Origin of the sequence: Salinarimonas ramus (assembly GCF_014645695.1) — a bacterium.
GTDB lineage: Bacteria > Pseudomonadota > Alphaproteobacteria > Rhizobiales > Beijerinckiaceae > Salinarimonas > Salinarimonas ramus.
On sequence record NZ_BMMF01000005.1, the window covers coordinates 175,656 to 191,517 of the forward strand.

19 protein-coding genes are annotated in these 15,862 nt (G+C 70.8%); 6 read left to right on the forward strand and 13 right to left on the reverse strand.

Annotated features, from left to right (window positions below; all coding sequences use genetic code 11):
- The 3 genes from tsaE (at position 1) to IEX89_RS09805 (ending at position 3,336) form a co-directional block, all read left to right on the forward strand.
- Complete coding sequence (gene tsaE, locus IEX89_RS09795; protein ID WP_188912236.1) at positions 1 to 1,587, forward strand: tRNA (adenosine(37)-N6)-threonylcarbamoyltransferase complex ATPase subunit type 1 TsaE; 1,587 nt, start codon at positions 1 to 3, stop codon at positions 1,585 to 1,587.
- Positions 1,584 to 2,324: a nucleotidyltransferase family protein gene (locus IEX89_RS09800; RefSeq protein ID WP_188912238.1), complete on the forward strand. Its 741-nt coding sequence runs from the start codon at positions 1,584 to 1,586 to the stop codon at positions 2,322 to 2,324. Before tsaE ends, IEX89_RS09800 begins: the two co-directional genes overlap by 4 nt.
- 100 nt (positions 2,325 to 2,424) lie before the next feature.
- Positions 2,425 to 3,336 carry a GGDEF domain-containing response regulator gene (locus tag IEX89_RS09805; protein WP_188912241.1) on the forward strand — a complete coding sequence of 304 codons (912 nt, stop codon included), beginning with the start codon at positions 2,425 to 2,427 and terminating at the stop codon, positions 3,334 to 3,336.
- 4 nt (positions 3,337 to 3,340) lie between these two features.
- Here IEX89_RS09805 and IEX89_RS09810 read toward each other — a convergent pair whose 3' ends face one another.
- Complete coding sequence (locus IEX89_RS09810) at positions 3,341 to 4,903, reverse strand: anti-phage dCTP deaminase (RefSeq protein WP_188912243.1); 1,563 nt, start codon at positions 4,901 to 4,903, stop codon at positions 3,341 to 3,343.
- A 109-nt stretch (positions 4,904 to 5,012) separates the two neighbouring features.
- On the opposite strand from IEX89_RS09810, the gene IEX89_RS09815 reads away from it, so the two are divergent.
- The 3 genes from IEX89_RS09815 to purH all read left to right on the forward strand — a co-directional run bounded on the left by IEX89_RS09815 (position 5,013) and on the right by purH (position 7,972).
- On the forward strand, positions 5,013 to 5,243 hold the full coding sequence (locus IEX89_RS09815; protein ID WP_188912245.1) for a hypothetical protein: 231 nt from the start codon (positions 5,013 to 5,015) through the stop codon (positions 5,241 to 5,243).
- Between the two features lie 81 nt (positions 5,244 to 5,324).
- The gene (gene acuI, locus IEX89_RS09820; protein ID WP_188912247.1) at positions 5,325 to 6,302 is read left to right on the forward strand and encodes an acrylyl-CoA reductase (NADPH); all 978 of its coding nucleotides are present in this window, start codon (positions 5,325 to 5,327) and stop codon (positions 6,300 to 6,302) included.
- Between the two features lie 77 nt (positions 6,303 to 6,379).
- Positions 6,380 to 7,972, forward strand: a complete 1,593-nt coding sequence (gene purH, locus IEX89_RS09825) for a bifunctional phosphoribosylaminoimidazolecarboxamide formyltransferase/IMP cyclohydrolase (protein WP_188912249.1) — start codon at positions 6,380 to 6,382, stop codon at positions 7,970 to 7,972.
- Positions 7,973 to 7,990: 18 nt separating this feature from the next.
- Here the strand turns inward: purH and olsA are convergent, their stop codons facing one another.
- From olsA to flgK, 12 genes are all read right to left on the reverse strand, one after another.
- Entirely contained in the window at positions 7,991 to 8,806 is an 816-nt protein-coding gene (gene olsA, locus IEX89_RS09830) for a lyso-ornithine lipid O-acyltransferase (RefSeq protein WP_188912252.1), read from the reverse strand.
- A gap of 19 nt (positions 8,807 to 8,825) precedes the next feature.
- Positions 8,826 to 9,335: a GNAT family N-acetyltransferase gene (locus IEX89_RS09835; RefSeq protein WP_188912254.1), complete on the reverse strand. Its 510-nt coding sequence runs from the start codon at positions 9,333 to 9,335 to the stop codon at positions 8,826 to 8,828.
- Positions 9,335 to 10,015, reverse strand: a complete 681-nt coding sequence (gene tsaB, locus IEX89_RS09840; RefSeq protein ID WP_188912256.1) for a tRNA (adenosine(37)-N6)-threonylcarbamoyltransferase complex dimerization subunit type 1 TsaB — start codon at positions 10,013 to 10,015, stop codon at positions 9,335 to 9,337. Before tsaB ends, IEX89_RS09835 begins: the two co-directional genes overlap by 1 nt.
- A 61-nt stretch (positions 10,016 to 10,076) precedes the next feature.
- Positions 10,077 to 10,733 (reverse strand): malonic semialdehyde reductase, encoded by a 657-nt coding sequence (locus IEX89_RS09845; RefSeq protein ID WP_188912258.1) that lies wholly within the window; start codon positions 10,731 to 10,733, stop codon positions 10,077 to 10,079.
- Positions 10,734 to 10,811: 78 nt separating this feature from the next.
- Positions 10,812 to 11,096 (reverse strand): toxin-antitoxin system HicB family antitoxin, encoded by a 285-nt coding sequence (locus IEX89_RS09850; RefSeq protein WP_188912260.1) that lies wholly within the window; start codon positions 11,094 to 11,096, stop codon positions 10,812 to 10,814.
- Positions 11,097 to 11,112: 16 nt separating this feature from the next.
- The gene (locus IEX89_RS09855) at positions 11,113 to 11,673 is read right to left on the reverse strand and encodes a NifU family protein (protein WP_188912262.1); all 561 of its coding nucleotides are present in this window, start codon (positions 11,671 to 11,673) and stop codon (positions 11,113 to 11,115) included.
- 157 nt (positions 11,674 to 11,830) lie between these two features.
- Positions 11,831 to 12,097 (reverse strand): flagellar biosynthesis protein FliQ, encoded by a 267-nt coding sequence (gene fliQ / locus IEX89_RS09860; protein ID WP_188912264.1) that lies wholly within the window; start codon positions 12,095 to 12,097, stop codon positions 11,831 to 11,833.
- On the reverse strand, positions 12,097 to 12,507 hold the full coding sequence (flgD, locus tag IEX89_RS09865) for a flagellar hook assembly protein FlgD (protein WP_188912266.1): 411 nt from the start codon (positions 12,505 to 12,507) through the stop codon (positions 12,097 to 12,099). Before flgD ends, fliQ begins: the two co-directional genes overlap by 1 nt.
- A 23-nt stretch (positions 12,508 to 12,530) precedes the next feature.
- A complete protein-coding gene (gene flbT / locus IEX89_RS09870) occupies positions 12,531 to 12,947 on the reverse strand; it encodes a flagellar biosynthesis repressor FlbT (protein WP_210317611.1) in 417 nt (138 codons plus the stop codon).
- Positions 12,944 to 13,291, reverse strand: a complete 348-nt coding sequence (gene flaF, locus IEX89_RS09875) for a flagellar biosynthesis regulator FlaF (RefSeq protein WP_188912268.1) — start codon at positions 13,289 to 13,291, stop codon at positions 12,944 to 12,946. Before flaF ends, flbT begins: the two co-directional genes overlap by 4 nt.
- 17 nt (positions 13,292 to 13,308) lie before the next feature.
- A complete protein-coding gene (locus tag IEX89_RS09880) occupies positions 13,309 to 14,358 on the reverse strand; it encodes a flagellar hook-associated family protein (protein WP_188912271.1) in 1,050 nt (349 codons plus the stop codon).
- 5 nt (positions 14,359 to 14,363) lie between these two features.
- On the reverse strand, positions 14,364 to 15,836 hold the full coding sequence (gene flgK / locus IEX89_RS09885; protein ID WP_188912273.1) for a flagellar hook-associated protein FlgK: 1,473 nt from the start codon (positions 15,834 to 15,836) through the stop codon (positions 14,364 to 14,366).
- Positions 15,837 to 15,862 lie beyond the last annotated feature (26 nt).

Below are 15,862 nucleotides of genomic sequence, written 5' to 3' on the forward strand. Positions count from 1 at the left end.
ATGCCCGACAGAGGCCTGATGGGGTTGCCCCCGGGTCCCGACCCGCGCCTGCCGGTCTGGGAGGTCCTGCTCGACGACGAGCAGGCGACCCGCGACATGGCGCGCTTCATCGCCGACGAGCTCAAGCCGGGAGACGTGGTGACGCTCTCGGGCGGGCTGGGCGCCGGCAAGACCACGCTGGCGCGCGCCATCGTGCGTGCGCTCGCCGGCGATCCCGGGCTCGAGGTGCCGAGCCCGACCTTCACGCTCATGCAGACCTACGACACGCGCAAGGCGCCCGTCGTCCACGCCGACTTCTACCGGCTGGGCTCCTCCGACGAGCTCGTCGAGATGGGCTGGGAGGAGGCGACGGAGGGCGCCGTCACGCTCGTCGAATGGCCGGACCGGGCCGCCGGCGCGCTCTCCGCCTCGCGCCTCGACATCACCCTCGACATCGTCTCCGCCGACGGCGCGCAGGCGCGCGTGGCGATCCTCGTCGGCGTCGGCGCCTTCGGCGAGCGATTGGTGCGGGCGCGCGCCCTCAAGGGGCTCCTCGCACGAGCCGGCTGGACCGGCGCGCGCCGCACGCCCATGACCGGCGACGCCTCGACCCGCGCCTACGAGCGGCTCACCCGCGAGACCGGCGAGAACGCGGTCCTGATGATCGCGCCGCGCCGCCCCGACGGCCCGCCGATCCGCCAGGGCAAGCCCTACAGCGCCATCGCGCGCCTCGCCGAGAGCGTCCACGCCTTCGTCGCCGTCGATCGCGGCCTGCGCTCGCTCGGCCTCTCCGCCCCGCGCATCCTGGGCGAGGCGCTCGACGAGGGCCTGCTCCTGCTCGAGGATCTCGGCGCCGAGCCGGTGGTCGACGCGAACGGCCCGATCCCGGAGCGCTACGCCGAGGCGGCGCGGCTCCTCGTCGGCATCCACGCGACGACGCTCCCCCACGTGCTCCCCGTCGCCGACGAGATCGAGCACGTCATCCCGCCCTACGACGAGGCGGCCTTGACCATCGAGGTCGAGCTCTTCGTCGACTGGTACCTGCGCTTCCGGGTCGGCCACGAGCTGTCGAGCGCGGCGCGCGCCGACTTCCTCAACGCCTGGCGCGAGGCGCTCGCGGACGTCATCGCCGCGCCCGCCACCTGGACGCTGCGCGACTACCATTCGCCGAACCTCATCTGGCTCCCCGAGCGCGAGGGCGTCGCGCGCCTCGGCCTCATCGACTTCCAGGACGCGGTGCTCGGCCACCCGGCCTACGACCTCGTCTCGCTGGCGCAGGACGCGCGGGTCGACGTCGCGCCGGAGCTCGAATTGAAGCTGCTCTCGCTCTACGCCCGAGAGCGCCGGGCGCGCGATCCTGCCTTCGACGTCGCCGCCTTCGCGCGGGACTACGCGATCCTCGGCGCGCAGCGGGCGACGAAGATCCTCGGCATCTTCGTGCGGCTCGACCGGCGCGACCGCAAGCCCGGCTACCTCGCCCACCTGCCGCGGCTCGAAGCCTATCTCGCCCGCAATCTCGCCCATCCGGCGCTGGCGCGCCTGAAGGCGTGGTACGAGACCCACGCGCCGCGCCTCCTCGCGCCGGCGGCCGGATCCGACGAGACATGAACGCCGCCGATCGCTCCCTCGTGCGCCCCACCACCGCCATGGTGCTCGCCGCCGGCTACGGCCGGCGCATGCGCCCGCTGACGACGACGACGCCCAAGCCCCTCGTGCGGCTCGGCGGCAAGGCGATGCTCGACCACGCGCTGGACCGGCTCGCCGCGGCGGGCGTGGAGAAGGCCGTCGTCAACGTCCACTACCTCGCCGACCTCATCGAGGCGCATTGCGCCCGCCGCAGCGGCCCGCCCGCCCTCGTGATCTCCGACGAGCGCGAGCGGCTCCTCGACACCGGCGGCGGCGTCAAGGCCGCGCTCGCGCATCTCGGGCCCGGGCCCTTCCTCCTCCACAACACCGATTCCGTCTGGATCGAGGGGCCGCGCAGCAACGTCGCGCGGCTCGTCGCCCATTTCGACCCCGCGCGCATGGACATCGCCCTCCTCCTCGCCGCGACGGCGACATCGGTGGGCTTCGACGGGCCGGGCGACTTCGAGATGGACGCCACGGGGCGCCTCGCGCGCCGGCGCGAGCGGGGCGTCGCGCCCTTCGCTTATGCGGGCGTCGCGATCCTCTCGCCGGCGCTCTTCGCGGATACGCCGGAGGGGCCGTTCTCGCTCAACCTGCTCTTCGACCGCGCAGAGCGGGAGGGCCGCCTGCACGGCCTGCGCCTCGACGGGACGTGGCTGCACGTGGGCGATCCGCAGGCGCACCGGGAGGCGGAGATGCGCCTGGCGGTTTCGACCTGAACGTGCGCCGCGCGCGCGAGGCCATCCTGTCGCGTTAGAGGCTTCTTAAGCCGTCCGCTCTATTGCTGCTCATATCTTCCGGACGGGAATGGGGCGGCACATGCATATCGTGGTCGTGGACTCGAGCCGGGTCGTGCTCAAGATGGTGGCCGGCCTGCTCGAACCGCGTGGGCACCGCGTCGACACGTTCACGGACAGCCGCGAGGCGCTCGCCTTCGTCACCGACACCGCAAGCGTGGACGCGCTGATCACGAGCCTCGAGACGCGCCCCATCGGCGGCTTCGAGCTCTGCTGGTCCGCGCGCCTGCTCGCGGAGGACCGCCGCCCGCTCTACATCATCGCCATGTCCTCCACCGACAATGCGCGCAACCTCTCCGAGGCGCTCGATTCCGGCGCGGACGACTTCCTCTCCAAGCCCCCCGTGGCGGAGGAGCTGAACGCGCGCCTGCGCGCCGCCCAGCGGCTCACAACGCTCCAGCGCGAGCTGATCCGGCTGGCCGAGACCGATTCGCTGACGGGCCTCCTCAACCGCGGCGCCTTCATGCACCGCCTCGGCGACGCCGCGCGCCGCTTCGGCCCGCAGAACAAGCTCGCGCTGGTGAGCCTCGATCTCGACTTCTTCAAGAAGATCAACGACGGGCAGGGCCACGCGGTGGGCGACGCCGCCATCCGCGCCACCGGCGAGGTGCTCGCCGAGGTCGCCCGCGAGCACAAGGGCTTCGCCGGGCGCGTCGGCGGCGAGGAGTTCTCGCTCGCCCTGCCCGGCATGCGCGGCATGGAGGCCTCCGACGTCGCATCCAGCCTGCGCGGCAAGATCTCCGAGATCCGGGTGCGCGGCCGCTCGGGCCCGGTGAAGTTCACGGCCAGCCTCGGCGTCGGCGAATGGTCCGACGGGGAGACCGTGGAGGGCCTCCTCAAGCGCGCCGACCTCGCGCTCTACGACGCCAAGGCCAACGGCCGCGACCGCGTGATGACGGCGTTCTCGGACGTGTACGTGTCGCGGGTGGGGTGAGCAGTCAGAGCGATCCGCCCTCGGAGTCTTCGAGAGGCGTGGTCGCGGCGAGCAGGCTCGCGAAATGAAGGACCTTCTGCTCCTCAGTCACGATGTAGGCTTCGACGTCGCTTCCCACGATCGGGACGGGAGTGCCGGCCATCCACGTTTGCGCCCGGCCGTCCGGGCCCTTACGTTTCTGCTTCTCGAAGAAGTCTCGATACCGGAACGGCGCGATGCCGATGAACGGCTCGAAGCGGACGCGGCCATGATCGCACTCGGGCGATGTCGTCGTGTCGGGCCGGCCGAGCACGATCTCGTCGGGATAGAGCTCGGTCGCGTAGCTCTTCGGGTAGGGCTCGATGTAGACCACGCGCTTGATCCCTGCGGCGATGATGTGCTTGGCGCAGAGATGGCAGGGGAACGTGGTGCAGAAGAGCGTCGCGTCCTTCAGCGAGATGCCCAGGCGCGCCGCGTCGGTTATCGCGTTCATCTCCGCATGGATGATGCGCCCGTACTCGATCATGTCCATCAGCAGAAGCTGCTTGCCGAGATCGACACCCTTCTCGGTCTTGATGCGGGCGAGCAGCGAGCGTGAGTCGAGCGCACCGTACTCCTCCGTGACGACGCCGACCTCGGCGAGACGGTGGAGGGCGTCGGAGAGGAGCTTGTGCTTGAATTCCTCGTTGGTGTCGGTGCCACGCACGTACTCGCGCGATTCCGGCTCGTCCCCGTCCCAGTAGGTCCCGCCGTGGCGGCTGGGGACCTCGTTGGTGCCGAGAACCTTGACCTCTCCTTCCGCGGAGAACACCGCGGCGCCGACCTGCCTCGAGAGATCGAGGGAGCGAAGGGCCGCCGACTTCGCGAGGTACATTCCGTGCTCGTCGCGGGTCGGGGAGGCGTAGTTGTAGCCGAATACGAGCCGGACGAGGCGCTCGACGGTCTTGCCGATATCCCGCGTTCGATCGCTGTCGATGAAGGCGTCAGCGAGCGGAAAGACGTCGCGGAGACGTTGGCCATGCTCCACCTTTCCCTCGAATTCGTCGCGGTCTAGAAGCTCGCCCGCCTTGTTCTCGAATTGGCGGCCCCGCGTGGCGGCGGGGTCGGCGTCGCGCATGCGCTCGACGAGGCGGGTCCGACGCCGGCTCGTTTCCGAATGGACCGAGATCTGGAAGACGCGCTTGCCGTACACTTCGCGCAGAAGCGCGATCTCCTCCGGCCGCTTCAGCTGCCGCACGATGTAGGCGACACCCGGTTTCAGGGTCGTTTCGGAGCCGCTGATGCGAAAGCGTTCCCTGCGGATCATCGTGAGTGCCGCGTAGGCCATCGCCGCCATGACGCCGATACGCTCGCGCAACGCGTTCGCTTCCTCGATCAAGCGCATAACGCGATCGCCGAAGCCCTCGCCCGCTTTCGGCGACGGACGGATCTCTCGCAGATAATCGGTGATGTGGATTTGCACCGCGTCGTAACCGACGCGGTGAAGCTGCTCCGTTAGCTCTGCCTGCACGGCATCGAGGTCGGAGCCGACGGGAGCGCAGAGACAGAAGACCAGTTCGGGAGCATTCTTCGGTTCATGCTGCGGCATGCGTGCGGCGTCGCTTCTGTGTGAGTTCGGCACATTCCGGCATGCCGGACGTTTCTGAATCTGCTAACCTGATTCGCGTATAAAACAATAGCTGCTACGGGAGATCGACATGGCTCAGCGCGCGAGCTTCGAACGCGGTTGGTTCGCAAGGCAGTTGCTCGAGCTCGTCGACAAGGACCCACCTCCTTTCGAGTCCTCGCTCGAGAAGCACATCGATCGCGACGCGATACGCGCTTACGCCACGCGCATGAAGGACCGCATCGAAGCGGAAGAGCGCGCCGCACGAGCCTCGTCCACCTCCGACGACGCCGAAGCAGCCGATCTCTCGCCCGATCGCTGAGACGTTTCTCGCCCCCCTTGCCCCCCGCCCCTCCCCTGGTGTGAACTCTACCGAACCGAACGCGGGCCCGGGAGGACCACCATGCGCGCCATCGTCATCGAGAAGAGCGAGGCCGGCACCGTCGCCGCGCTGAAGGACTTTCCCGAGAGCGAGCTGATGGAGGGGGACGTGACGCTCGCCGTCTCCCACTCGACCGTGAACTACAAGGACGGGCTCGCGATCACGGGCAGGATGCCCGTGGTGCGGCGCTTTCCGATGATCGCGGGGATCGACGCCGCAGGCATCGTCGAGGCATCCACGCATCCCGATTGGAAGCCCGGCGACGCGGCGATCCTCACGGGCTGGGGCGTCGGGGAGACGCATCTGGGCTGCTATGCCGAGAAGGTGCGCGTGCCGGGCGACTGGCTCGTGCCGCTGCCCGAGGGCATGGACGCGGCGCACGCCATGGCCTTCGGGACCGCGGGGCTGACGGCGGCGCTCTGCGTGCTGGCGCTAGAGCGCCACGGGCTCGCGCCCGATGCCGGCCCGGCGCTGGTGACGGGCGCCGCCGGCGGCGTCGGCTCCGTGGCCGTGGCGCTCCTCGCGAAAGCCGGCTGGCGGGTGATCGCCGCGACCGGCCGGCCGGAGGAGGCCGACTACCTCACGGGCCTCGGCGCCGCCGAGATCCTGCCTCGCGCCGAGCTCGCGGGTCCGCCCAAGCCGCTCGCCAAGGCGCGCTGGGCGGCCGCCGTCGACACGGTGGGCGGCGGCGTCCTCGCCAACGTGCTCGCCATGACGCAGCCCGACGGCGCCGTCGCCGCCTGCGGCAATGCCGGCGGCATGGACCTGCCGACCTCGGTCGCGCCCTTCATCCTGCGCGGCGTGGCGCTGCTCGGCGTCAACTCGGTCCCCGCCCCGATCCCGCTGCGCCGCGCCGCCTGGGACCGGCTCGCCCGCGACGTCGACCCCGCGATCCTCGACGCCATGACGACGACGATCCCGCTCGAGGACGTGATCGGCACGGCCGAGGAGATCCTCGCTGGACGGGTGCGCGGGCGCGTGGTGGTGGAGGTGGGGTAGGGTTCCTGCCGGTTCCCCCCGCCGCCGAACCGTGCTAACCGCCCGCGAACGCCAGACACTCGCGGGATACACCCATCATGCCCAGCCGCAAGGAGCGCGTCACGCGCGCGCTCATCTCCGTTTCCGACAAGACCGGCATCGTCGACTTCGCCCGCGCGCTCGACGCGCGGGGCGTCGCCCTCGTCTCCACGGGCGGCACGCACAAGGCGCTCGTCGAGGCGGGCCTGCCGGTGCAGGAGGTCTCCGACCTCACCGGCTTCCCGGAGATGATGGACGGGCGGGTGAAGACGCTGCATCCGAAGGTGCACGGCGGGCTGCTGGGCCGGCGCTCCGACCCGGAGCACCAGGCGGCCATGCTCGCCCACGGCATCGCCGAGATCGATCTCCTCGTCGTCAATCTCTATCCGTTCGAGGCGACCCTCGCCGGCGGGGCGGATTACGACACCTGCGTCGAGAACATCGACATCGGCGGCCCGGCGATGATCCGCGCCGCCGCCAAGAACCACGAGAGCGTCGCCGTCGTCGTCGATCCCGGCGATTACGAGACGATCCTCGCCGAGCTCGCCGAGCACGAGGGCGCCACCACGCTGACCCTGCGCAAGCGCCTCGCGCAGAAGGCCTATGCCCGCACCGCCGCCTACGACGCGGCGATCTCGAACTGGCTCGCGGACGCGCTCGAGGTCGAGGCGCCGACCTTCCGCGCCGTCGGCGGCACGCTCGCCCAGGCCATGCGCTACGGCGAGAACCCGCATCAGAAGGCCGCCTTCTACCGCACCGGCGAGGCGCGCCCCGGCGTCGCCACCGCGCGCCAGGTCCAGGGCAAGACGCTTTCCTACAACAACATCAACGACACCGACGCGGCATACGAGTGCGTCGGCGAGTTCGACCCGGCGGCGAGCGCGGCGGTGGTGATCGTCAAGCACGCCAACCCCTGCGGCGTCGCCACGGGCGCGACGCTGGCGGACGCCTACGAGCGTGCGCTCGCCTGCGACCCGGTCTCGGCCTTCGGCGGGATCGTGGCCACGAACCGCACGCTCGACGCCGAGGCGGCGGCGAAGATCGTCGAGGTCTTCACGGAGGTGATCATCGCCCCCGACGCCACCGAGGAAGCCATTGCCCTCGTCGCGGCCAAGAAGAACCTGCGGCTCCTCCTCGCCGGCGGCCTGCCCGATCCGCGCGCGAAGGGGCTCTCGGTCCGCACCGTCGCAGGCGGTCTCCTCGTGCAGGATCGCGACAACGCAGTGGTCTCGGACATGACGCTGTCGGTCGTGACCAAGCGCCAGCCCACCGCGCGGGAGATGGAGGACCTCGCCTTCGCCTTCCGGGTGGCGAAGCACGTGAAGTCGAACGCCATCGTCTACGCCCGCGACGGGGCGACGGTGGGCGTCGGCGCGGGGCAGATGAGCCGGGTCGACTCATCGCGCATCGCCGCCTGGAAGGCGGGCGAGGCGGCGAAGGCGCTGGGGCTGGCCGAGAGTCTGGCCAAAGGCTCGGTCGTGGCGTCGGACGCCTTCTTCCCGTTCGCCGACGGCCTCCTGGCGGCGGCCGAGGCCGGCGCGACGGCCGTGATCCAGCCCGGCGGCTCCATGCGCGACGCGGAGGTGATCGCCGCCGCCGACGAGGCGGGCCTCGCCATGGTCTTCACCGGCCACCGGCACTTCCGCCACTGAGCGCGCGAACGGCGTGCCTCAGCGCGCGGGATGAGGCGCCGGTGGCTCGCCGCGGCGCCCGAGCCCCGCATTGAGCCCGCGGCGCACCTCGTCCTCCGCCCGCGCGGCGGCGCGCTTGCGGTCGGTCTTCGCGTCGAAGGGGATCGGCGCACCCCAGCGGATCTCGACGTCGATCGGACCGCCGGCGAGCACGCCCTTCAGGTGCGGCACGAGATCCATGTCACCGTACCAGGCGATCTCCGGGCGCTCGCGCCGATCGAGCGGCAGGCCGTCGCGCCGGGCATAGACCAGCGACAGCGGCTGCAGGACGATCTCGTCCAGCGCATGATCCGCGAGCGCGAGGCGCGCCGCGCCCACGAGCGAGGTGCGGAAGGGCAGGATGCGCGCCCCGTCGCCCGTCGTGCCTTCGGCGAAGAGCACGATGAGCTCGCCGCGCGCCAGGCGCCGGGCGATGGTGGCGTTCACCTCCGCCGTCGACGCCTTGCGCTCGCGCTCGATGAAGATCGAGCGCTGCAGCCGCGCGAGCGTGCCGAAGAGCGGCCAGCCCGCGATCTCCGACTTCGCCACGAAGGAGAGGGGCGAAAGGCTGCCGAGCACGACGATGTCGAGCCAGGAGACGTGATTCGACAGGACGAGCGTCGGCGTCGCCTTGGGCCGGTGGCCGAATTGCGTGACGCGCACGCCCAGCGCCCAGAGGGCGGTGCGGTGGAACAGGATCGGGATCGTGCGCGCGATCCGCCAATGGAAGCGCACGCCCAGCGCCTGCGGGCCGATGAGGATCACCAGCGCACACACGAGGACGAGGAGCCGCAGGGCCTTCATCAGGCTCGCCATGAAACGCGTCCCGCTCCTCTCAGAGATCGAGCGAGAGCGTCAGCGCGGACGCGCGGCTGCCGTCGGCGCGCTGGTAATAGCCCTCCCGCCGGCCCACCTGGGCGAAGCCGAGGCGGGCGTAGAGCGCGCGAGCCGGCACGTTCGCCTCGTCCACCTCGAGATGGAGGCGCGCGACGCCCTCGCGCCGCAGAGCCTCCAGATGGCGCTCTAGCAGGACGCGCGAGAAGCCGCGCCCCCGGATCGCGGGCTCCAACGCGATCGTGAGGATCTCCGCCTCGTCGAGAACGGCGCGGGAGAGGACGAAGCCTCTGGGCCGCTTCTGGTCGCCGGCGAGGAAGAGGCCGTCGCCGACGACGCCGCGATCGGCGATCAGGCTCTCGATGTCGGTGGGGCTCCAGCCGCGGGCGAAGCCGGAGGCGTGGATCGTCGCGCAAGCGGGGGCGTGCGCGGGTGCGAGCGGCGCGATGGTGGGGCGGCTCTCGCGGGCGAAGGGCCAGGAGGGCGGGAGCGGCGGCAGGAGCGAGGACATCAGCGCCTCGCGATGCGCGCGCCGTCCTGCGGACGGGCGTCCGGTGCGCGCAGGTAGAGGGGCTTGGGCAGCGCGCCCGCCGGATCGGCCGCGAGCCCGAGCCGGGCGACCCAGGCGATCTCGGGCGCGGGCTCCGCGTCCGCGAGCATGACGTCGATGCCGACCTGCATGGCTTCGGCCGCGACGATCGGCCCGCCCGATCCGCTGATCACGGCCCCCGAGCCGAGATAGCGCACGGCGTCGCGCACGGCCATGTGCGCCGGCGCCACCACGGTGCGTCCGCCGGGCGCGACGGCCTGAAAGTAGACACCGCCGTGGCGCGCGTCGATCGCGGCGGCGAGAAGGCGGCGATCGCCGGAGGCGACGAGGGGCGCGAGCAGCGCCGAGAGCGTCGAGACGCCGACCACGGGCGCCTTCGCCGCGAGCCCGATGGCGCGCGCCGCCGAGATCCCCACCCGCAGCCCCGTGAAGCTGCCGGGCCCGATCGTCACCGCTATGCGGTCGAGGCTCGTGAAGCCGCCCTCGACGCCCGACATCACCCGCTCGACGAGGGGGAGCAGCGCCTCCGCGTGGCCGCGCTGCATGGTGAGCGATTCGCGCGCGATCGGCAGGCTCTGGCCCGCGTCGAGCACGCAGGCGGAGCAGGCCTCGAGCGCCGTGTCGATGGCGAGGATACGCACGGGTCAGCCTCGTAGGGACGTCGACTTGCGTCGGTTCGGGTCTCGTTCGTCCCGCAGAGCATTACGCGATCGCGCAGAATTCCTCGAACGAAAAACGCGGCAGGCGCGGCTTCACCCCCGCGGGATCGCCGTATCCGAGGTTGACGAGCACGTTCGCCTCGACGTCCCCCTGCGGGAAGAACTCCCGCGTGACGCCCGGGGCGTCGAAGCCCGACATCGGCCCGCAATCGAGGCCCAGCGAGCGCGCCGCGAGGATCAGGTAGGCGACCTGGAGCGTGCCGTTGCGAAAGGCGTTCTCGCGGATCTTCTCGGGCGACCCGTCGAACCAGGACGGCGCGGAGGGCTCGTGCGGAAAGAGCGTGCCCAGCTTCTCGTAGAAGCGCAGGTCGTAGCCGACGATGGCCGTCACCGGCGCCGCCATGGTCTTCGCGCGGTTCCCGGCAGACATCAGCGGCTCGAGCCGCTTCTTCGCCTCGGGCGAGGCGACGAAGACGATGCGGGCGGGGCAGCAATTGGCGCTCGTCGGCCCCATCTTCAGGAGGTCGGCCAGCGCCCGCAGCGTCGTCTCCGAGACGGGCACGTCGCGCCAGGCATTGTGCGTGCGCGCCTCGCGGAAGAGCTGATCGAGCGCCGCGTCCGGGAGCGGATGGGACGGGGGCTTCGAGAAGGGCTTGTCGGCGAAGGAATCCTCTGCCGTGCCGCGTGCGTGCTCGTCCATCGCTCTCGTCGATCCTCCTGCATCCGTCTGGACGCTGGAGATAGGCCGCGCGGGCGGCGATTTCGAGGGGCGGGAAGCTCAGGCCAGCGCGCGGCCGGCAGCTTCCGAGGCCTGACCGATCGACGCGTCGGTCTCCGGCACCTTTCCGATCCGCGCGCAGGTTTCCCGGTAATCGTCGACCGCCTCCTCGAAGGCGACCTTCAGCTCCGAAAGGCTCGCGGCGTGAAAGCTGACGATGTCACGGATGCCGAGAATGCGACCGACGAAGATCGCGTCCTCGGCGTCATGCAGTACACGCGCGCGATATCCCGCGTGCTCGAGAAGGATCTCGTCGTCGGAGCACACGGGGATCTCGCTGCTCATCGGCGAGCCCCGAACATCAAACCTGCTGCACTTCCTGCACGTCGGGCACGAAGTGGCGCAGGAGGTTCTGGATGCCGTGCTTGAGCGTCGCCGTGGAGGAGGGGCAGCCGGCGCAGGCGCCCTTCATCGCGAGGTAGACGATGCCGTCGCGATAGCCGCGGAAGGTGATGTCGCCGCCGTCGCCGGCCACGGCCGGGCGCACGCGCGTCTCGATCAGGTCCTTGATGGTCGCCACCGTGTCGGCGTCGCGCTCCTCGAAGAATTCCTCGCCGTCCTCGGTGCCCTGCGCGCCCGCCTGCGCGATCACCGGCTGGCCCGACATGAAATGCTCCATGATCGCGCCGAGGATGGCGGGCTTGAGGTGCTGCCACTCGCCCTCGCCCTTGGTGATCGTCACGAAGTCGTAGCCGAAGAACACGCCGGCGACGCCGGGGATGGCGAACAGGCGCTGCGCCAGCGGCGAGCCCTCCGCACCCTCGGCGGCGCGGGCGTCGAACGTGCCGCGCTCCATCACCACGCGGCCGGGGAGGAACTTCAGCGTCGCGGGATTGGGGGTCGCTTCGGTCTGGATGAACATGGCGGGTCTCGTCGGTCTCTCGGCGCGTGGGCCGACGCGGTCTCGAGCGTCGGCGTTCCGTGCACGAACGCGGGAATGTCACCTCTCAGGATGTGGTGGCATAGCCCGCCCGATCAAGCCCGTCGAGAGCCGCGCTCGCCCGTGTCAGAAGCCCGTGTCAGAAGCCCGTCTCGATGCGTGCGTAGACGCTCTCGGTGAAGGCGAAGAGCGTCGCGCCCATGAAGGGCGCCGTGACGAGGATCATCAGGAGGATCGCCACGATCTTCGGGATGAAGGTGAGCGTCATCTCCTGGATCTGCGTCAGCGCCTGGCCCAGCGCGATGACGATACCCACCGTCATCGCCACCGCGACGGCGGGGCCCGACGCGACGATGACGGTCCAGATCGCCGCCTGGACGAGGTCGAGGGCGTCGACGGCGTTCATCAGGTCAGCCTCACGCCCGGCCCGACGAGGAGCGTCTCGCCCCCGTCGAGCGTGGCGAGCGGCCCCTCGTCGGTGAGGCGCACGCCCGTGACCTCGCCGGAGATCCGCCCGTCGGCGGACGTCGCGGTGCGGCCGATGAGGTCGCTCGCCTGCGCGAGCGAGGTGGCGGAGAGGAGCCCGTCGAGCTTCTTGTTGGTCATGATCGCCTGCTCGACCATGGAGAAGGTGGCGAGCTGGGCCACCTGCTCGGACGGGTCCATGGGGTTGAGGGGGTCCTGGTTCTTCATCTGCGCGATGAGCAGGCGCAGGAAGCTGTCGTAGTCCATGCTGCCCGGGCTCGAAGCGCCGGCGCGCCCGGCATTGTCGGCCTGCGTGCCGGGCTGGGCGGCGGTGGCGGATGCGACGTCCATGGTCTTCGGGCTCCTCGTGCGGGTCAGGCCGCGTCGCGGCGCTGGGAAGCGGCGGCGAGGATCGCGTCCTCGGCGGGGAAGAGCGCGCGCAGCGTCTTCATGGCGTCGAGCCGGCGGCCCGCCTCCATCTGGTCGCGCACGCGCATCAGCCCGCCCAGGATGTCCGGGCTCGCGAAGGCGCGCAGCGCAGCGCCGAGGAAGCGCTCGAAGAGCACCTGCGCGGTCTCGGTCGCCGAGGGGTCGACGAACATGGTCTGCACCGCGAAGTAGATCTGGCGCAGCGGCGTCGTCGTCTCCTCGGGCTGGAGCACGTGGCTCTCGAGCAGGAAGGTCGCGTCGTTGAGGATCTCGAGCGTGGTCTTGCGCTCGGCGCGCACGACGGCCCCGTTGATCCACACGCGCTCGCCGGCGCGCAGCGTCAGGCGCATGGTGCCGCTCATTTCAGCCCCTCCGCGATCGTCTGGTTGACCTCGATGATGGAGGTGAAGTCCTCCGTCTGGCCGAGGCGGATCGCCTCGGCCTCGCGCATGACCCACAGCCCGATGGAGATGAGGTCGGCGCGCAGCTTCTGGGGCAGGTCGTTCTCGGGGCTGGCGAGATCCTCGATGAGGATCGCCCAGAGCTGGCGCACGAAGTGCAGCGCCTCGACCGTCTCGCGCGAGGCCGCGCCGGCGGCCTCCGCCTTGCGCAGGAGGGCCACCGCCCGCTCGACCGCTTCGCGCTCGCGGGCGCGGGTGTCGGCGAAGGTGTCCTCGACGATCTCGGCGTAGGAGAACTGATACATGGTCGCCTCGTTTCTCGTCAGAGGTAGCGCAGGAGGCTCATCTCGCGGATGCGCGCGGTGAGCGAGTAGGAGACCTCGACCTGGGACATGAGCGCGTTGACGCGCGTCGCCGCCTCGAAGGGATCGACGTTCTCGAGGTCCGTGACCTGCCGGGTGAGGATGTCGCGTTGAATGGCCATGCGGTCGGAGGCGTCGCCCACGCGGTTCTGGGCGACGCCGAGGCGCGCCTGGACGGTGGTGACGTCCTGCATCGCGCCGCCCACGAGCCCGATGGCGCGATCGACGATCTCGCGATAGGCGCCCTGCGAGAGGGTCTCGCCGCCGAGCGCCGACAGCATCATGTAGGCCATCGTCAGGTCGCGGAACGGCTGCTCGTTGGCGTTGGCGGAGGTCTCGATCGTCTCCGTGCCGGAGATGCGGCTCGAGAGGTTCTCGTTGGAGGCGCTCGACCAGTAGGTGCCCCAGCCGGGGTCGGCGAAGAGCGGCGCGATCTGCGTGTCGATGAAGGCCGCCATCGCCGCGGGCGTGATCGTCGCCGCGAGCGGATCGTCGGGGAGATGCCCGAACGCCGTGACGAAGCGCGCGTCGATCTCCGTCTTGGCGGCGGAGGGGGGCGGGCCGAAATACTCCTCCATGGGCGGCACGTCGGTGTTGATGCCGGCGAAGAGATATTGCCCGTTGAGGTTCGCGTTCATCGTGCCGACGAGGCTCTTGAGGTTGAGCGCCGCCTGGGGCGCGACCACCTCGGCCGCCTCGGAGCCCTCCTTCACCGCGATCAGCACGCCGAGCAGGTCCTCCGCCGTGCCCTGCACGTTGGAGAGCGCCGCCTGCATCGTGTCGAGGCGCGCGCCGACGAGACCGTTCGTGTCGATGATCGTGCCGATGCGTGCCAGCTCCTGGCGCAGCTCGACCGAGGTCCCGGTGCGGGCGCCGAGCGTGAGGCCCACGTCCGCATGGCGTCCCGACGAGAGCTCGTGGGAGGCACGCGCCAGCTCCGCCTGCGATTTCACGAGGGAGAGGCGGGTCGCGGTCGACACGCCGAGGGTGGAGACGAAAGAGGTCTTCATCGGTGTCACCTCACGGCTTGGAGGAGCGATGCGAGCATCGTGTCGACGGCGGTGATGATCCGCGCCGAGGCGCCGTAGCTGCGCTCGAGCTCGAGCATGAGGGCGAGCTCCTCGTCGAGGTTCACGCCCGTCTCGTTGGAGAGGCTCTCCTGGGTGCGCTCCAGGAACGTGATCTGGTAGGAGGCTTCCTTGTCGGCCTGCTTGCGGGTCGATTCGAGCCAGCCGACGGAGCCGGCGGCGAAGCGCCCGAGCGAGGTGTTCGGGTTCACGCCCGCCGTCGCGTCGAAGGGCTGGGACGCCTCGAGGCTCGCGATCAGGCCCTGCATGCGCCCGGAGAACGACGCGGCGCCCGCCGGATTGTAGTCGTAGGCCGCACCGTTCATGCCGCCGTCCCGGATCGTCGAGAGATCGCCGCCCTGCCCGGGATCGGCCGCGGGGTTGACCCGCAGGCTCGCCGAGAGATTGTCGATGGCGGTCGTGCCCGGCGGCAGGTTCGGCCCGCCGCCCCAGGTGAAGAGGCCCGCCTGCGGCGCGAGCACCGCGGGGTCGTTGATCTGGTCGGTCTCGGCGGTGGCGAGGATCAGGCCCCGCGCGATCTCGTCGAGCTGCTTCTGGTAGACGCCGCTCGTCTCGTCGCGCAGCATCGCGTGGCCGTAGAGCGCGCCCGACTTGATGCCCATCGTGGCGCCGGGCCCCGTGATCGGCACGCCGTCGGCGAAGACCGCCTGGCCGTCGATGCCCGCGTCGTAGGCGAAGGTGCGGGTGAAGCTCACCTCGCGCGCGGTCTTCTCGAAGAGCGTCACGCCCGAGTCGGTGTAGATCACCATGTCGTTGTCGCCGCGCACGATCGTCGTGACGCCGATCTCCTGGGAGAGATCGGTGAGGATCTTGGCGCGGGTGTCGAGCGCGTCGGTGACGTCCGCCCCCGCCGCCGTACCGGCGACGACGGCGCGGTTGGTCGTCTCGAAGCGCGCGAGCAGGTCGTTGATGCGCGCCACCGAGGTCACCATCTCGCCGTCCGCCGTGGCGCGGGCGGCCTGGACCGTCTGCGTCGCGAGGTCGAGGCGCTCGGCGAGATCGTGCGCGCGCCCGAGCACCTCGCCCGCGAGGATCGGATCGCTCGGCCCGTCCGCGTGCATCTGCAGCGCGTTCTGGAAGGCGCCGAGCGCCCCGGCGACGGAATAATCGTCCTGCGGGTCGCCGATCGTCTGGGCGAGGCGCTCGAGCCCGTCGAGATGCGCCGACCTGGCGGCCGCATCCGACCGTGCCTCGAGCATGCGGGTGTAGAGCGCCTGGTCCTGGGCGCGACCGATGGAGGCGACATAGGTCGAGCCGTACGCGCTCGTCGCCACGTTCGCGACCTTGCGCGAATAGGCCGGATCGTTCGCCCCGGTGATGTTGCGCGCCGTGATCGCCGTCTGCTGGGAGGTGACGGAGAGCGCGGTCTGGGCGGAGTTGAGCGCGAGCGAGAGGGACATCGGTCGGGCCTCTGGTGAGAGGGCGT

What these genes read in the sequence shown, in the direction of transcription:
- tsaE (WP_188912236.1), top strand. Translation starts at nt 1, where the DNA reads ATGCCCGACAGAGGCCTGATGGGGTTGCCCCCGGGTCCCGACCCGCGC.
- IEX89_RS09800 (WP_188912238.1), top strand. Translation starts at nt 1,584, where the DNA reads ATGAACGCCGCCGATCGCTCCCTCGTGCGCCCCACCACCGCCATGGTG.
- IEX89_RS09805 (WP_188912241.1), top strand. Translation starts at nt 2,425, where the DNA reads ATGCATATCGTGGTCGTGGACTCGAGCCGGGTCGTGCTCAAGATGGTG.
- IEX89_RS09810 (WP_188912243.1), bottom strand. Translation starts at nt 4,903, where the DNA reads ATGCCGCAGCATGAACCGAAGAATGCTCCCGAACTGGTCTTCTGTCTC.
- IEX89_RS09815 (WP_188912245.1), top strand. Translation starts at nt 5,013, where the DNA reads ATGGCTCAGCGCGCGAGCTTCGAACGCGGTTGGTTCGCAAGGCAGTTG.
- acuI (WP_188912247.1), top strand. Translation starts at nt 5,325, where the DNA reads ATGCGCGCCATCGTCATCGAGAAGAGCGAGGCCGGCACCGTCGCCGCG.
- purH (WP_188912249.1), top strand. Translation starts at nt 6,380, where the DNA reads ATGCCCAGCCGCAAGGAGCGCGTCACGCGCGCGCTCATCTCCGTTTCC.
- olsA (WP_188912252.1), bottom strand. Translation starts at nt 8,806, where the DNA reads ATGGCGAGCCTGATGAAGGCCCTGCGGCTCCTCGTCCTCGTGTGTGCG.
- IEX89_RS09835 (WP_188912254.1), bottom strand. Translation starts at nt 9,335, where the DNA reads ATGTCCTCGCTCCTGCCGCCGCTCCCGCCCTCCTGGCCCTTCGCCCGC.
- IEX89_RS09845 (WP_188912258.1), bottom strand. Translation starts at nt 10,733, where the DNA reads ATGGACGAGCACGCACGCGGCACGGCAGAGGATTCCTTCGCCGACAAG.
- IEX89_RS09850 (WP_188912260.1), bottom strand. Translation starts at nt 11,096, where the DNA reads ATGAGCAGCGAGATCCCCGTGTGCTCCGACGACGAGATCCTTCTCGAG.
- IEX89_RS09855 (WP_188912262.1), bottom strand. Translation starts at nt 11,673, where the DNA reads ATGTTCATCCAGACCGAAGCGACCCCCAATCCCGCGACGCTGAAGTTC.
- fliQ (WP_188912264.1), bottom strand. Translation starts at nt 12,097, where the DNA reads ATGAACGCCGTCGACGCCCTCGACCTCGTCCAGGCGGCGATCTGGACC.
- flgD (WP_188912266.1), bottom strand. Translation starts at nt 12,507, where the DNA reads ATGGACGTCGCATCCGCCACCGCCGCCCAGCCCGGCACGCAGGCCGAC.
- flbT (WP_210317611.1), bottom strand. Translation starts at nt 12,947, where the DNA reads ATGAGCGGCACCATGCGCCTGACGCTGCGCGCCGGCGAGCGCGTGTGG.
- flaF (WP_188912268.1), bottom strand. Translation starts at nt 13,291, where the DNA reads ATGTATCAGTTCTCCTACGCCGAGATCGTCGAGGACACCTTCGCCGAC.
- IEX89_RS09880 (WP_188912271.1), bottom strand. Translation starts at nt 14,358, where the DNA reads ATGAAGACCTCTTTCGTCTCCACCCTCGGCGTGTCGACCGCGACCCGC.
- flgK (WP_188912273.1), bottom strand. Translation starts at nt 15,836, where the DNA reads ATGTCCCTCTCGCTCGCGCTCAACTCCGCCCAGACCGCGCTCTCCGTC.